Below are 14,863 nucleotides of genomic sequence, written 5' to 3'. Positions count from 1 at the left end.
GGGACCGTGCGCTACTGCGGCAGCGTTTTGTCGATCGACACCTGCTGGGCATGCACCCGCTGGAGGGCTTGCAGGCGTGCGGCGATGATGGAAGCTTCGAAATAGTCGGCGCCTGGCGTGCGCTGGGCTATGCGCAATTGTTCGATGGCGGCTTCGGTCTTGCCTTGCAGGGCGTAGGCCTCGGCGGTTGCGCGGTGCTGTGCGGCCGGAGCGCCCAGGGCCGCCTCGGCGCGGGCGAGGTCTTCCCACATCACCTGGTCTTGTGGGTGCGCCACGGTCTGCTGGCGGAGAAAGCTGCGCGCCATGGTTTTGTCGGGCTGGGCCAGCAGACAGCGGGCCAGTAGATGCCGCGCAGCGGTCGATTGCGGGAATCGGGCCTGCAGCGCACGCGCGGCATCGACGGCCGACGCGGGTTGGCGCGCCAGTTGCAGTTCGACCTGCAGCAGATCGAGCGGAAGACGCTCGGGCGCGGGCGCATCGCGGGCGGAAGTCTGCGCGCGGTCCAGGGCGACCGCGGCAGCATCGAAGCGCCCCAGACGCTGCAACAGCACGGCCTGGCCGTAGGCGAGGGCGGCCTGTTGCGCTGGAAAGCCGGCCTTGTCGGCATGGAAGCGCTGCTCTTCGCGCAACAAGGCATCGTGGGTGGTCGGTGTGAGCGCCCGGGCCCGGGCATGCATCAGCCAGAACAGGAGGTCGTGGTCAGGCGGCAGGGGCTGATTGCCTCCGCGTGCTTCGGCATCGGCAATGCGCTCGCTGGTGAGCGGATGGGTCTGCAGGAAGGCGAGCACATCGCCGTCATCGAGGCGCGACAGGCTCTGCAGCCGCTGCAGCATGCTGGCCATGGCCTGGGGCGGGTAGCCCGATTCGCTGAGCACCTCTTCGCCGGTGCGGTCGGCATCGCGCTCGTTGCTGCGCGAAAAGCGCAGGGCATTGTCGATCGCAGCGGCCTGGCCGCCCAGAGCCAGGCCTTGCGCGGCCTGATCCTGACCGGCGCTGGCGGCGGCGATCGCCAGCAGCAGCGAGCCGATGCTCAGAAGTCGGTCCTTGCCCGCCTGCGCCAGCCGCTGCGCGATGTGCCGCTGGGTGATGTGCGACATCTCGTGGGCGAACACGGCTGCCACCTGATCGTGCGACTGCGCATCGATCACCAGTCCGGTGTGTACCCCGATCCAGCCGCCGGGCAGGGCGAAGGCGTTGAAACTGCGGTCGCGCAGCAGAAAGACATGAAAGCGCGTCGGCGCCTCCATCTCCGCGGTGCGCCGGGCGGCGGGCGTGAGGCGGTCGACGATGGTCTGCAGGTAGTCGCGCAGCAGGCTGTCGTCGAGATAGGCGGGCTCCTGGCGCATTTCGCGCATGATGATCTCGCCCAGCCGATTTTCCTGGGCCGACGTCAGGCTGCCCTGCGCGGGGTCGCCTAGGGTGGGCAGGCTGCTCGAAGAGCCCGATGCGCGCGTCTCGGCGGATTGCGCCCAGCTGGGCGCGCAGGGCAGGGTCATCGCCAGCAGGGCCGCAATGACCCGCAGGCGAAGGGGGCGAAGGCGGTGGATCGGGAGGGTGGGCATGGGAAAGAGCTGGGCAGGTCTGCCGAGAAAGAGCTGTCCCGGTCCCAGGGGTTCCGCGTGCGGGCCGCGATGAGGTTCAGTTGAGCGCGGTCAGCGCGGCGTGAAGCTCCTCGGGCTCGAAGCTCGACAGGACGGTTTGCACCAGAGGAACGAGCTTGTCGGGGTCGGCGCGCAGCACTTCCTGTTTGACGGCAAGGATCTGCGACGGATGCATGGAAAAGCTGCGCAGCCCCATGCCCAGCAGCAGCCGCGTCATGGCCGGGTCGCCGGCCATCTCGCCGCAGACGCTGATGTCCACGGGGCGGCCTTTCCAGCTGGCAGCCGCCCGCGTCTGCGTGATGATCTGCGCCAGCAGGCCGAGCACGGCCGGGTGCAGCGGGTCGTACAGGTTGGAGACGCTCTCATCGGCGCGGTCGATGGCCAGGGTGTACTGCACGAGGTCGTTGGTGCCGACGGACAGGAAGTCGAAGTGCCGCAGAAACAGCGGCAGCGCCAGCGCGGCGCCGGGCACCTCGATCATCGCGCCGACTTCCACCGGGCCGAACGGGACACTTTCGGCTGCGAGCTCAACGCGGGCCTTGTCGAGTTCGGCAAAGGTCTGGCGGATCTCGCTGGCGTGGGCCACCATCGGGATGAGCACTTTCAACGGCCCTAGCGCCGAAGCACGCAGCAGGGCGCGCAACTGCACCCGGAACATGGCCGGATCGGACAGGCTGTAGCGGATGGCCCGCAGGCCGAGTGCGGGGTTGAGGTGGGTGAAGTCGCCGTCGCGGTGGTCCTCGGCATCGAGCGGCTTGTCCGAACCGATGTCGATGGTTCGGATGGTGACGGGCTTGCCCTGCATGGCCTGCATCACCCGGCTGTAGGCGGCATATTGCTCGTCCTCGCCGGGAAGATCGCCGCCGCGGTTCATGAACAGGAACTCAGTGCGGAACAGGCCCACGCCGGCGGCGCCGGCTTCGAGTGCCGGCGTGCAGTCTTCGGGTTGCTCGATATTGGCCAGCAGCTCCACCGGCTCGGCGTTGAGGGTGCGGGCCGGGGTGAACTTCAGGCGCTTGAGCCGCTCGCGCGCCAGTTGTGACTCCTGCTGGCGCAGGCGGTAGTCTTCGAGGATGACGGGCGACGGGTCGACGATGAGCAGGCCGCTGTCGCCGTCGATGATGACCAGGTCGTCCTGCCGGATCAGGCTGCCGGCCGAGCGCGCGCCCACCACGGCGGGAATGTCCAGGCTGCGGGCGACGATGGCGGTATGCGAGGTCTTGCCGCCCACATCGGTGACGAAGCCGCGGAACACGCCGGTCTTGAACTGCAGCATGTCGGCCGGGGCGATGTCGTGGGCGATGAGCACCAGATCGCCGTTGCCGCTGGCCGAGCGGGCCAGCCCGGCGCTGCCGCGCAGGGCGCGCAGCACGCGCTCGACCACCTGCTCGACGTCGGCGATGCGCTCGCGCAGATAGGCGTCGTCCATCTCTTCGAAGCTGCGCGAAATCACGTCGAGCTGGGCGGTGAGCGCCCACTCGGCGTTGTAGCGGCGCTGGCGGATCCAGGTGATGGTGTCGAGGGCCATCTGCCGGTCGTCGAGCAGCAGCTTGTGCACGTCGATGAAGGCCGCCATTTCGCTGGGCGCGTCGGCGGGTAGATCGGCCTTGAGCGTGTCGAGTTCGGCGCGCACGGCGCGGCGCGCGGCGCGCAGGCGATCGATCTCCGCCTCTTCGGTGCCCGGGTCGATGAAGTAGTGCGCCACATCCAGTCGCGCGGACGCGAGGATGACCGCACGACCGATGGCCATGCCGCGGGAAACCGGGATACCGAACAGTTGGAGCGCCATGCCGCGATGGTAGCCGCACGGGGCGGCGCGATCACGCCCCGTGCAGGGGCCGCGCTACGATGCCGACCGATCCGGAGCGCCGTGGTGGCGTCTCTTTTCTTGAGGAGATTTTCGCGTGTTGACCCTCGTCGATGTGGACCTGTCCCGACCCGAACATGCCCAGGCCGTGACCGGGCTGATTTCGCGCTATGCCCGCGATCCGATGGGCGGCGGCGAGGATCTGGCCGATGAGGTCAAGCTCGTTCTGGCGCAACGCCTGCGCGAGCGGGCCGACTATTTCGGCGTGATGGCCTGCGACGGCGCAGAACCCGTGGCGCTGATCAACTGCTTCGAGGGGTTCTCGACCTTCATGGCGCGCCCGCTGATGAACGTCCACGACGTCTATGTCGAGCCCGCCTACCGCAGCCAGGGCGTGTCGCGCTGCCTGCTGCAGCGCGTGGAGGCCGAAGCCCGTGCACGGGGCTGCGGCAAGCTCACCCTGGAAGTGCTGGACGGCAACACGGCGGCGATTGCCAGTTACCGTCGTTTCGGCTTCGAGACCTACGCCCTCGACCCGGCCTTTGGCCGAGCCCAGTTCTGGCAGAAACTGCTTTGAGAGTCACGCCGTCTGCGCGCGCGTGCGCAGGCCGTGCCAGAGCAGCACGAGCGCGGCCAGGGCGAAACCGATTTCATCGGTCATCGGCAGCGCCATGATCAGCATGGCGGCCGCGGCGAACGCCAGCAGGCGCTCGGGCACCGACATCGGTCCACGCAGATAGCCCACGGCCACCGCGCCCCATAACACAATGGCCAGCACGGCCTTGGCCGTCACATAGGCCACGCCCGTCCAGGTCCAGTCGCCTTGCAGCATGAGCTGCGGGTCATACACCGCCATATAGGGCACGACAAAACCCGCCAGCGCGATCTGCGTGGCCTTGAAGCCGATGCGCATGGGCGAGGCCTTGGCCACCGAGGCGGCTGCGAATGCGGCCAGCGCCACCGGCGGCGTGAGGTCGGCCATGATGCCGAAATAGAACACGAACATATGGCTGACGATGAGCGGCACGCCCAGCTTGAGCAGGGCGGGCGCGGCGATCGAACTGGTGATGATGTAGTTCGGGATGGTGGGAATGCCCATGCCCAAAACCAGGCACACCGCCATGGTGAGCAGCAGCGACAGCAGCAGACTGTGCGCGCCGATGTCCACGATGAACCCGGCAAAACTCGTGGCCGCGCCCGTCAGGGTGAGCACGCCGACGATCACGCCGACGATGGCGCAGGCGATGCCCACGGGCAGGGCCTGGCGGGCACCGTCGATGAGACTGTCGCGCAGCACGCGCAGCGTCTGGCGCCCTCCCTGGATCACCAGATTCACGGCGACCAGCGCGGCAATGACCCCCAGCACGGGCAGGATGCCGAACTGCAGGAAGGCCGCGGCGCCCAGTCCGCAGGCCAACCAGAAGACCATGCGGAACGCGGTGTGCGACATCCGCGCGGCAATGGCCGCGCCCAGCAGCAGGATGGCGGTGAGCGACAGCCCCATCATGCCGGCGAACATCGGGGTGAAGCCGTGGAACAGCATCCACACCAGCACGGCCAGCGGCAGCGCCAGATGCCAGTTCTCCTTCAGCGCCTGCCAGGGGTTGGGAATCTGGTCGGCGGGCAGGCCGAGCAGTTTCTTGCGCCCCGCTTCCAGATGCACCATCCAGAACGCGGTGAGGTAATAGAGCGCGGCTGGAATGACGGCGGCCTTGACGATGTCGGCATACGGCACATTGAGGGTTTCGGCCATGATGAAGGCCACCGCGCCCATGACCGGCGGCATGATCTGTCCGCCCATGCTGGCCGTGGCTTCCACGGCCCCGGCGAAAACCGGCGAGTAGCCGAAGCGCTTCATCAGCGGAATGGTGAACTGGCCCACGGTGAGCACATTGGCCACACCCGAGCCGGAGATGGTGCCCATCAGCCCCGACGATATGACGGCCACCTTGGCCGGCCCGCCCCGCGCCCTGCCCACCAGCCCCAGCGCCAGGGCGTTGAACAGCCGGATCATCCCGGCGTGTTCCAGAAACGCGCCGAACAGAATGAACAGGAAGATGTAGGTGGCCGACACCAGGGTGGGGATGCCGTAAATGCCTTCCGTGCCGAGGTAAAGCTGGTTGATGATCTGATCGAGGCCGTAGCCGCGGTGGCTGATGGCGTCGGGCAGGTATTGGCCGAACAGGCCGTAGAGCAGAAAAGCCGCGCACACCAGCGGCAAGGCGAGCCCGAGGCTGCGACGCGCGGCCTCGAACAGCAGCAGCACGACCGCGGCGCCGACCCAGAGGTCGGTGAGCGTCGGGTCGCCGCTGCGCTGGATCAGGTCGGCTTCGAAGGCCCAGTGATACAGCCCGAGCGCGAAGGCTGCAGCGCCCAGCAGCCAGTCGAACCACGGAATGCGGTGCATCCAGCTTCGGCGCCTGAGCGCGGGCACGACCCAGAACACGAGCAACATCAGGAACCCCACATGCAGCGAGCGCATCACTAGACTCGACAGCGGGTGGAAGGCGGCCACGACGAGCTGATAGGCCGAAAAGGCCAGCGCCGCCGCCATGACGGTGCGCTGGGCGAAACCGGAGAGGCTGCGCTGGTGACCGCTGTCGGCGTGCGGCTCGGAGGAGGTGTGGACGAGGTCGTCGGCGGTGGCGCTCACTGGATTTTCCTCCGCGCTGCGCGTTGCGGGATGAGTCCCTGGCAACGGGTCAGCTTGCTCATGGCGGTGCTTCGAGACGTGTGGCGTCCGCTCGTGGCGGCGCCAGACGATGGATGAGACGGCCCGCGCAGGCGGGCCGGGGCGAGAAGGCCGCGCTGGCTTATTTCAGCACGCCGGCTTCGCGGTAGTACTTGGCCGCGCCAGGGTGCAGCGGCACGGGCGCGTTCAGCGGCGCTTCCTTGAGGCTGATGCCCTTGGCGGCAGCGTGCGCGGCCACCAGCTCGGGCAGGTTGGTGAACATGGCCTTGGTCATCTGATAGACCAGATCCTCGCTCAGCCCTTCGCGGGTGACCAGAAAGTTCTGGATGCGCGCCGTCGGCACCGCGCTGGTCTGGCCCTCATAGGTATGGGCGGGAATGACGCCGCTTTGATAGGCCGGATCGCCCACCTTGGCAATGACGTCGTCCGGCACCGGTACCACCACGATCTTCTGCGAGGCGGCCAGGTCGCGCAGCGACGCCACGCCCAGGCCGGCCGACTGCAGTGTGGCGTCGAGCTGGCGGTTCTTCATCAGCTCCACCGACTCACCGAAAGGCAGGTATTCGACCTTGGAGAAGTCTTTGTAGCTCAGTCCGGCAGCCTTCAACAAGGCGCGGGCATTGAGCTCGGTGCCGCTTTTGGGCGCGCCGACGGAGATGCTCTTGCCCTTGAGATCGGCCAGGGACTTGATGCCCGAGTCGGCCCGGGCGACGATTTGAACGTAGTTGGAATAGATCGCGGCCATGGTGCGCAGTTTTTTCAGCGGCGCTTTGAAGCCTGCGTCGGCTTCGCCCTTCCAGGCGTCGGAGAGCGAATCGCCGAGCGAGAAGCCGAGTTCGGCGCGTCCGGCTTCGAGCAGGTTGAGGTTTTCCACCGAGCCCTTGGTGGCCTGCACCGAGCTTTTGGCGGCCGGGATCGCCTTGGTATAGATCTGCGACAGCGCCACGCCGAGCGGGTAATACACGCCGCTGGTGCCGCCCGTGGCGATGGTGATGTATTCCGCCGCAAAAGCCTGACGCAGGCCCAGGGGAGAGAGCAGGGCGGCGCCGCCCGCCAGAGCGAGCACGCGTCGGCGCGTGGGGGATGCGGGTGTCTTGAGCATGAAAGTCTCCGTGAACGAATTGTTACAAACGGAAACGATGCTAGTGGGTCTGGCGCCAAATGCAACAGGGCAAGCCGGGATGGCGCCTGACCGTAAGGGCCGCGCCGCATGCCCCGCCCGCAGGGCAGGAGCCGCTCAGAGGATCTTGGACAGGAACTGCCGCGTGCGCTCGTGCTGCGGCGCGCCGAAGAACTGCTCGGGCGGCGCCGATTCGATGATGGTTCCCTGATGCATCATCACCACCCGATCGGCCACCTCGCGGGCGAAGCCCATCTCGTGGGTGACGACCACCATGGTCATGCCATCGCGCGCGAGCGACTTCATGACGTCGAGCACTTCGCCGACCAGTTCAGGGTCCAGCGCCGACGTGGGCTCGTCGAACAGCATCAGTTTCGGCCCCATGGCCAGGGCGCGGGCAATGGCGATGCGCTGCTGCTGTCCACCCGAGAGCTGATTGGGATAGGCATCGCCCCGATCCGCCAGGCCCACGCGCGTCAGCAGTTCGTGGGCGCGGGCCAGAGCCTGCGATTTGGGCGTCTTGCGCACGTGGACGGGGGCTTCAATGATGTTCTGCAGCGCCGTCATGTGACCGAATAGATTGAATCGCTGGAACACCATGCCGACTTCGGCGCGGTGGCGGCAGACTTCGTGCTCGCGCAGTTCGTGCAGGCGGTCGCCCACCTGACGGTAGCCGACTAGCTCACCGTCCACCCACAGCCGCCCCGAGTCGATCTGCTCCAGGTGGTTGATGCAGCGAAGAAAAGTGGATTTTCCCGAGCCCGAAGCACCCAGCAGACAGACCACCTCGCCGCGCTGCACCTCGAGCGACACCCCCTTGAGCACTTCGAGGGCGCCAAAACGCTTGTGCACGCCCTCGGCCTTGACCATGACCTGGCTCATGCTGCGGCCCTCCAGCGGGCAACCCAGGCGCGCAGCAGCTGCAGTGGCGTGCGGGGCGAGTTGCGGGTGGCGCTGCGGCCGAAATGCCGTTCGATGTAGTACTGGCCGATCGACAGCAGGGTGGTCACCATCAGATACCAGATGCTGGCGACCAGCAGCAGCGGGATGGTGCGGTAATTCACCGAGTAGATGAGCTGCGCCGAATACAGTAGATCGCTCACGGCGATGACGCTGACCAGCGAGGTGGTCTTGAGCATCGAAATCGCCTCATTGCCGGTGGGCGGCACGATGACCCGCATGGCCTGCGGCAGCACCACGCGCCGCATGATCTGCAGCCGCGACATGCCCAGGGCGGCCCCGGCCTCGCTCTGGCCTTCGTCCACCGACAGAATGCCGGCACGCACGATCTCGGCCATATAAGCGCCTTCGTTGAGGCCCAGCGCCAGGATGGCGGCGATGAAGGGGGTGATCAGATTGTTGGCATCGAAGCTCCAGGAGCCGATGCCGATGTTGGGGTAGAGCGCCGTGATGTTGAACCAGAACAGAATCTGCACCAGCACGGGAGTGCCACGGAACAGCCAGATGTAGAACCAGCTGGCGCCGGCCACCAGGGGGTTGTGCGACAGCCGCATCACGGCCAGCAGGATGCCCAGAACCACGCCGATGGCCATCGAAATCACGGTGAGTTCGAGCGTCAGCAGCAAACCGTGCAGCACACGCACGGAGAAGAAATATTCACCGACGACCGACCATTCGAATCGCGGGTTGGTGGTGAAGGAGTAAGCCGTGGCCACCAGCAGAACAAAAACGGCGGCGGCGGCGATCCAGCGGCCGGGATGTCGCGCGGGGATGGCTTGGATGTCGTCAGGTCGCATCGTGTTGGAGCGTCGAGGTGGGCTGAGGGACGTCCCGTGGGCCGTCCCTCAGCGTGGCGACATTACTGCGCGGCCGGGTTGATGGCGGGATCCTTGATCGCCCCTTGGGTGATGCCCCATTTGTGCAGGATCTTGGCGTATTCGCCGCTGGCCATGACCTTCTTCAGTGCGGCCAGGACCGGCTCGGCCAGGCCGCTGTTCTTCGGAATGGCGATGCCGTAGGGCGCGGAGTTGTAGGCCTCGCCCGTCAGCTTGAACTGGCCGTGCGATTCCTCGACGATCCAGGCGGCCACCGGCGAATCGGCCATGCCGACTTGGGCGCGGCCGCTGGCGATGGCCAGGTTGGCGCCGTTCTGGTCAGGGAAGACCGACACGGTGGCGGCCTTCTTGCCCGCGGCCACACATTCCTGGCTTTGCTTGGTGGCGTCATCGGCCTGGGTCGTGCCCTTCTCGACGGCCACGGTCATGCCGCACAGATCGGCCAGGCCATTGACCTTGGCGCCGTCCTTGGCCTTGACGTAGAACGAGGTGCCTGCCGTCATGTAGCTGACGAAGTCGACCACTTCCTCGCGCTTCTTGGTGATGGTGAACGACGACATGCTCATGTCGTACTTGCCCGACTGCAGCGCGGGGATGATGCTGTCGAAGCTGGCGTTGACGAAGTCGGCCTTCACGCCCAGTTCCTTGGCGATGGCCTTGCCCAGATCGACGTCGGCGCCGACCAGGGTCTTGCCGTCCTTGGCGACGAATTCCATCGGCGCGTAAGTGGCGTCGGCCGCGATGGTCAGGTGGCCTTGCGTCTTGAATTTCTGGGGCAGGGCGATGGAGGCTGCGGATGCGCTGGCGCAGAAAACCGCGCAAAGCGCCACGGAACCCGTCAGCGCGCCCAGACGGCGCGGCGATGCGAGCTTGCGAAGAGTGAACGTCATGATGTTTTCCTTGAAAGGTGTGAAGTGCAATGTTTTGATGTTCGCCAGCGGGGCAGTCAGCCCCGGATGCTCTCGAAGCAGAACGATGGGCCCCCTGTCCTGTCACGACTTTTCGCATCCGGCCACGCATGGTAGTAAAAATTCGGGAGCGCTCGGCCGCCGCAAGAGGGCGTGAAGGCCGGTGCACCTCAAGCAAGTTCCGCGCCAAAAGGGCGTTCACCGGCCTCGGGATGCGCGACCCTCAGGGCTTGCAGCCCAGCCAGATCTCGAAGCAGGTTCCACCGCCAGTGCGTGGCAGGCAGCGGGCGTCGCCGCCGTGTTGCCGGGCAATGCGGCGCACCAGGGCGAGGCCCAGGCCGGTGCCGTCGCCGCGTCCGCCCAGTCGTTCGAAGGGCTCGAAAATGCGTTGCGCATCGGCGGTGGGAATTCCCGGCCCTTGATCGCAGACGCGGATGATGCCGCCGCCCTGCACCGCGGTCAGACTGACCTGGGGCGTCGAACCGGGCGCATGCCGCTGCGCGTTGTCGAGCAGATTGCGCACGGCGCGGCGCAGCAGGCGCTCGTCGCCCTTCAGGGTGATCCAGTCGCCGTGCACGTCCACGTCGAAGCGGGCGGCCTCCTCGGCCACCAGGGCGAGCAGGTCCAGATCGTCGAGATGCACGGACTGACCCGGCGCGGCATCGAGCCGGCTCGACAACAGGATGTCGTCGATCAGTGCATCGAGCTCGGCGAGGTCGAGCTTGGCCGAGCGCGCCGCGGCATCGCGCGCGGCGGCGGGCGCGGGCGTTGCCAGCGTTTCCAGACTCAGCCTCAGCCGGGTGAGTGGGGTGCGCAGTTCGTGCGAGGTGTAGGCCAGGAGCGATTTGTGGCTTTGCATCAACGCTTCGATGCGAGCGGCCGCCGTATTGAAGCTCTGCGCGAGCTGGGCCACTTCGTCGCGGCCTTCCACCGGCACGCGCGCACTCAGGTCGCCGCTGCCCCAGAGCCGCACGCCGCGCTGCAGCTTTTCCAGGCGCCGCGTCAGACGTCGCATGATGGGGAAGGTCACCAGACTGAGCAGGATGGCGGTGACGACGGTGCCGGTGAAGGGCGAGAGAAGAAGATGTCGCCAGGGCGAAGGCGGCCCGACGCCGTGCTGCTGCATAAAGGCGCGAAAGGCTTCGCGCCGGATGTGGGCCTGTTGCGGGTCCATCTCGAACACCCAGTGGAACACCAGGGACGAGACGAGCGCCTGCACCAGCAGCGCCAGGATCAGCGCGATCCAGAAGCGCTTCCACAACTTGGCCTGCCCGGCGGGTTCAGTCGTGGCCACGGGCGAGGTGGCGACATCGGCGCGTGGCGGCGTGGAAGGAGTCATGTTCAGATGCCGTCCTGCGATTTGGTGAAGACGTAGCCTGCGCCGCGCAGGGTGAGGATGCGCCGCGGGTGGCGCGGATCGTCTTCAATCGCGGCGCGGATGCGGCTGATGTGCACGTCGATGGAGCGGTCGAAGGCTTCGAGCGACTCGCCTTTCACGGCACCCAGGAGAAACTCGCGGGTCAGCACCCGGCCCGGGTGGCGCGCAAGCACCTGCAACAGGTCGAACTGGTAGGCCGTCATCGGGCGATCTTCCCCGTCGATGCGGGCCTGACGGGCGGCGGGATCGATATCCAGGCGGCCGAAGCGCAGGATCTGTTCGGCCTGCGGATCGCGGGGCGACAGACTGCCAGCACGACGACGCGTAATGGCGCGCAGGCGGGCCAGCAGCTCGCGCGGTTCGAAGGGTTTGGTGAGGTAGTCGTCGGCGCCGATCTCCAGCCCCACCACGCGGTCGAACGGATCGCCGCGCGCGGTCAGCATGAGCACGGGCAGGTCGCTGTGCGTGCGCAGGCGGCGGCAGATGTCCAGGCCGTCGCCGTCGGGCAGCATCAGGTCGAGCACCAGGGCGTCGAATCCGGGCGCGTCGCCGCGTCGAGGGCTGAGCTCGTTTTCAGCCTGCGCGGCATTAGCCGCATGGGTCACCTGCCAACCGGCGGTCTGAAGAAAGTCACTGACCTGCTGGGCCAGGCGGAGATCGTCTTCAACCAGCAGGAGCTGGCTGGGAGGCGTGCGGGTTTGCGCAGTCATGGATGATCCGGTTCACTAAAACGCAGTTTCAGCAAAAACGCGCAGGCCGCGAAGCGGCCTGCATCTGATGAACGAGGACTTATTTCATCATGCCCGGACCGTTCATGGGGCCCATGCCGGGACCATGATGGTGCTTCATGCGTTCCATGCGGTGTTCCATCATGGCGTACATCTTGGCGCGCTGCTCGGGCGTGAGAATCTGCGCCATCTCGTACTGGGTCTGCGTGCGGTCGCGCGAGAGCTGGTTGGCCAGGGTCATCTGCTTGTCGCGCAACGCTTCCAGTGCGCCGCGATCGATCTGTGGCGCGGCCAGCAGCTTCATGCGCTGCTGCATCAGTTCACGCATTTGCGTCATTTCCGGGCGGGCCTTTTCCCAGGACTGCTTTTGCAGCGCCCGCATTTTCTCCCGCTGCTCGGGTGTGACCCCGGCCTTGGCCATCATGCGCTGCATGCCGCGCTCACCGTGATGGCCTGGGCCGCAGTGGTCCATCTTTCCACCCATGCCGGGCCCACCGTGCGCCATCGGGGCAGGCGGCGGAGGGGGCGGGGTTTGGGCACTTGCCAAAGCGGCGTGGCTGGCGACGGTGACGACCAGCATGGTGCTGACCATGCCCAGAGTCCGGCGCAGGCGCGACGGCGCGCTGGAGGAGGTCACCGAAGCGGTTGAGGTTTGAGGATTCATGGCAGTCCTTGTGAAGGAAGTAACGATGAATCCATTTTGCGAGCCGGCGTTTGCCCGCAGGTCTCGCGAGGGTGAAGATATGTAAAGCCGCGTCGACGCGGCTTGCTCTATTCGCCTTCGCCAAACTTGTCGTCGAACAGCGCCTGAACCGCGTCCAGGGCGATGTCGGCCTGATCGCCCTCGGCGTCCACCGTGACCGTCGAGCCGATGCCTGCGGCCAACATCATCACGCCCATGATGCTCTTGGCGTTGACGCGGCGCGTGCCCTTGGAGATGAAGAGATCGCAGGGAAACTGACCAGCGAGCTTGGTGAGTTTGGCCGACGCGCGGGCGTGCAGGCCGAGCTTATTGCTGACTTGAATGATGCGTTGCGGCATGAGAGGGGCTGCGTAGCGGTTGTTGTTGTGGGGCGCTCGCCGACACCTGGATGACGCCCTGGATGGCGCCTGCCGCGGCGCGGGCCGCGAGGCCGTCGAGCGATTCGTCCTGGTAGCACACGGAGCGCAGCAGCATGGGCAGGTTCACCCCCGCGACGATCTTCAGCTTGAGGTCGCTCGCCAGCTCGGTCAGGCGCTGCGCGATATTGCTGGGCGTGGCGCCGAAGACATCGACCAGCAGCAGCGCGCTGCCGTCGCTGGCGGCCTGCCTCAAGGCAGCCAGCGCCTCCTGTGCCGCGGCTTCAACCGAGGCATCGGGCGCGACATCGAAAGCCAGAAGCCTCTGGGGACACCCTGCGTACACATGGCTCGCACATTCCCTCAGAGCGCTGGCCAGTGGGGCATGGGCGACGATGAAGAGACCGGGCATACGGGGTTTACCGACGATGGATCTTGCAGAACATGATAGGTCGCCGGATTTCAGGGCGTGGGGGACAAATTCACGGATCCGGCGAATGTTTGCGCGGCTTCGTCCTTGAAATCGTGGGTCGGCGCGAACGCTGTGACCTGGTAGACGCTGTTGCCCTGGCTGAAGAGCAGTACGCGCTCCCGCACCGGCTTGCCGTCGGGCGCCAGGCCGTCGATGCGGAGATCCAGGGCGTCGGGCAGGCCTGGCGTGGCGTTCTTGGGGATGTCAGGCGAAGAGAACGTGACTTTGCCGCGCACATTCTCGACTGCGGCCTGATGCAATTGGCCCAGCGCCCTGGCCGCCAGGGTCGGGTTGGGCAGCTGGGCATGGGCGAGGGCGAAGGTCATCTTGTCCGCGACACAGCCCGTCATGCTCATTTTGATGTTCTGATCGGCCAACACCACGTCTTGCGCAATCTGTTCCGGCTTGCACGGATAGGTCAGCAGGATGTTGATGTCTTTCGGGCGCACATCGCGCCAATCGAGAGCAGGAGAACAGGCGCTGAGGAGCGCCGCGGTGGCGATCGACAAGGTGGAGAACCGGATCACCGCCGCCGCCGCTGGGTATCGAGCTGTGAATAACATGACGCCATTATCCCGTGACTCGCAATTCGAGGGGGCCGTATGTTGGTGTCGAATGGTTTCTTGCAAGCTGAACAGGACCGTCAAGGGCTCGTGTTTGGGCATTGGGGTCGACGTTTTCTGCGTCTGGCGGTGGCCCTGTTTCTGGCTTGGGTGGCGGGCGCGGCCTGGGCGGAAACGCCCTTGCCGCCCGTGCAGAACTTGCAGCAAAGCGCCGTCAAGGCTGCGGCCCAGGACCAGCCGCTGATCGTCATGTTCAGCCTGCCCAACTGCCCCTTCTGCGAAAAACTGCGTCGCACGCAATATCAATTCCTGGCGAAGGAAGGCTATGTCGTGCAGCAGATCGAGATCACCAGTCGGGCTTCGGTGACGGGATTCGATGGCATGCCCACGACGGGCGTGCAGCTCGCACGGCAGTTCGGCATCCAGCTCGCGCCGACGGTGCTGTTCTTCGGTCCGGGCGGCAAGGAAATCGGGGAGCGCATCACCGGTGCGCCGACGGCGGATTTCTATGGGGCGTTCATCGACCGGGCTTTGAAGGAAAGCGCGCAGGCGCTCAAGACCGCCAAGACCTCAGGGACAAAGGCCTGATACTGCGAGGGCTGTCGCAAGCTGGCGACACAGCGCCCCAGAGAGGGGCGGGAATTCATATACCCCCATGAGTATTGATATACTCCGGCCTGTATATATATCGCGTGACCTTGACGGATCGGAAGGCTATCCTCGAAAACGTACCCACGGG

Annotated in this window: 15 protein-coding genes; 2 read left to right on the top strand and 13 right to left on the bottom strand. The window is 66.2% G+C overall.

Annotation, left to right across the window (positions count from 1 at the left end):
• Positions 1–11: 11 nt before the first annotated feature.
• Positions 12–1,562 (bottom strand): M48 family metalloprotease, encoded by a 1,551-nt coding sequence (locus BVH73_RS03935; RefSeq protein ID WP_079416273.1) that lies wholly within the window; start codon positions 1,560–1,562, stop codon positions 12–14.
• Between the two features lie 76 nt (positions 1,563–1,638).
• Positions 1,639–3,390, bottom strand: a complete 1,752-nt coding sequence (gene ptsP, locus BVH73_RS03930; RefSeq protein ID WP_079416271.1) for a phosphoenolpyruvate--protein phosphotransferase — start codon at positions 3,388–3,390, stop codon at positions 1,639–1,641.
• Between the two features lie 115 nt (positions 3,391–3,505).
• Here ptsP and BVH73_RS03925 point away from each other — a divergent pair, with 115 nt between their 5' ends.
• On the top strand, positions 3,506–3,985 hold the full coding sequence (locus tag BVH73_RS03925) for a GNAT family N-acetyltransferase (RefSeq protein WP_079416269.1): 480 nt from the start codon (positions 3,506–3,508) through the stop codon (positions 3,983–3,985).
• Between the two features lie 3 nt (positions 3,986–3,988).
• Here BVH73_RS03925 and BVH73_RS03920 read toward each other — a convergent pair whose 3' ends face one another.
• From BVH73_RS03920 to BVH73_RS03870, 11 genes are all read right to left on the bottom strand, one after another.
• Positions 3,989–6,061 (bottom strand): TRAP transporter permease, encoded by a 2,073-nt coding sequence (locus BVH73_RS03920; protein ID WP_079416267.1) that lies wholly within the window; start codon positions 6,059–6,061, stop codon positions 3,989–3,991.
• A gap of 160 nt (positions 6,062–6,221) precedes the next feature.
• Positions 6,222–7,202, bottom strand: coding sequence for a TAXI family TRAP transporter solute-binding subunit (locus tag BVH73_RS03915; protein WP_079416265.1), 981 nt, complete (start codon positions 7,200–7,202; stop codon positions 6,222–6,224).
• 135 nt (positions 7,203–7,337) lie between these two features.
• On the bottom strand, positions 7,338–8,102 hold the full coding sequence (locus BVH73_RS03910) for an amino acid ABC transporter ATP-binding protein (RefSeq protein ID WP_079416263.1): 765 nt from the start codon (positions 8,100–8,102) through the stop codon (positions 7,338–7,340).
• Positions 8,099–8,977 carry an amino acid ABC transporter permease gene (locus BVH73_RS03905; protein ID WP_154048418.1) on the bottom strand — a complete coding sequence of 293 codons (879 nt, stop codon included), beginning with the start codon at positions 8,975–8,977 and terminating at the stop codon, positions 8,099–8,101. The genes BVH73_RS03910 and BVH73_RS03905 overlap by 4 nt, the downstream gene beginning before the upstream one ends.
• 62 nt (positions 8,978–9,039) lie before the next feature.
• The gene (locus tag BVH73_RS03900) at positions 9,040–9,906 is read right to left on the bottom strand and encodes an ABC transporter substrate-binding protein (RefSeq protein ID WP_079420311.1); all 867 of its coding nucleotides are present in this window, start codon (positions 9,904–9,906) and stop codon (positions 9,040–9,042) included.
• Positions 9,907–10,147: 241 nt separating this feature from the next.
• Positions 10,148–11,263, bottom strand: a complete 1,116-nt coding sequence (locus tag BVH73_RS03895) for a HAMP domain-containing sensor histidine kinase (RefSeq protein ID WP_079416261.1) — start codon at positions 11,261–11,263, stop codon at positions 10,148–10,150.
• Positions 11,264–11,265: 2 nt separating this feature from the next.
• Positions 11,266–12,012 carry a response regulator gene (locus BVH73_RS03890; protein WP_079416259.1) on the bottom strand — a complete coding sequence of 249 codons (747 nt, stop codon included), beginning with the start codon at positions 12,010–12,012 and terminating at the stop codon, positions 11,266–11,268.
• 79 nt (positions 12,013–12,091) lie between these two features.
• Positions 12,092–12,694, bottom strand: coding sequence for a Spy/CpxP family protein refolding chaperone (locus BVH73_RS03885; RefSeq protein ID WP_079416256.1), 603 nt, complete (start codon positions 12,692–12,694; stop codon positions 12,092–12,094).
• A gap of 107 nt (positions 12,695–12,801) precedes the next feature.
• Positions 12,802–13,071 (bottom strand): HPr family phosphocarrier protein, encoded by a 270-nt coding sequence (locus BVH73_RS03880; protein ID WP_079416254.1) that lies wholly within the window; start codon positions 13,069–13,071, stop codon positions 12,802–12,804.
• Complete coding sequence (locus BVH73_RS03875) at positions 13,040–13,501, bottom strand: PTS sugar transporter subunit IIA (protein ID WP_079416252.1); 462 nt, start codon at positions 13,499–13,501, stop codon at positions 13,040–13,042. Before BVH73_RS03875 ends, BVH73_RS03880 begins: the two co-directional genes overlap by 32 nt.
• Positions 13,502–13,551: 50 nt before the next feature.
• A complete protein-coding gene (locus BVH73_RS03870; protein ID WP_079416250.1) occupies positions 13,552–14,124 on the bottom strand; it encodes a hypothetical protein in 573 nt (190 codons plus the stop codon).
• Positions 14,125–14,184: 60 nt separating this feature from the next.
• Between BVH73_RS03870 and BVH73_RS03865 the strand changes: the two genes are divergently transcribed.
• Positions 14,185–14,712, top strand: a complete 528-nt coding sequence (locus tag BVH73_RS03865) for a thioredoxin family protein (protein WP_245800403.1) — start codon at positions 14,185–14,187, stop codon at positions 14,710–14,712.
• Positions 14,713–14,863: the final 151 nt, after the last annotated feature.

Origin of the sequence: Thiomonas intermedia (assembly GCF_002028405.1) — a bacterium.
GTDB lineage: Bacteria > Pseudomonadota > Gammaproteobacteria > Burkholderiales > Burkholderiaceae_C > Thiomonas > Thiomonas intermedia.
This window is presented reverse-complemented; position numbering and strand designations above follow the sequence as displayed.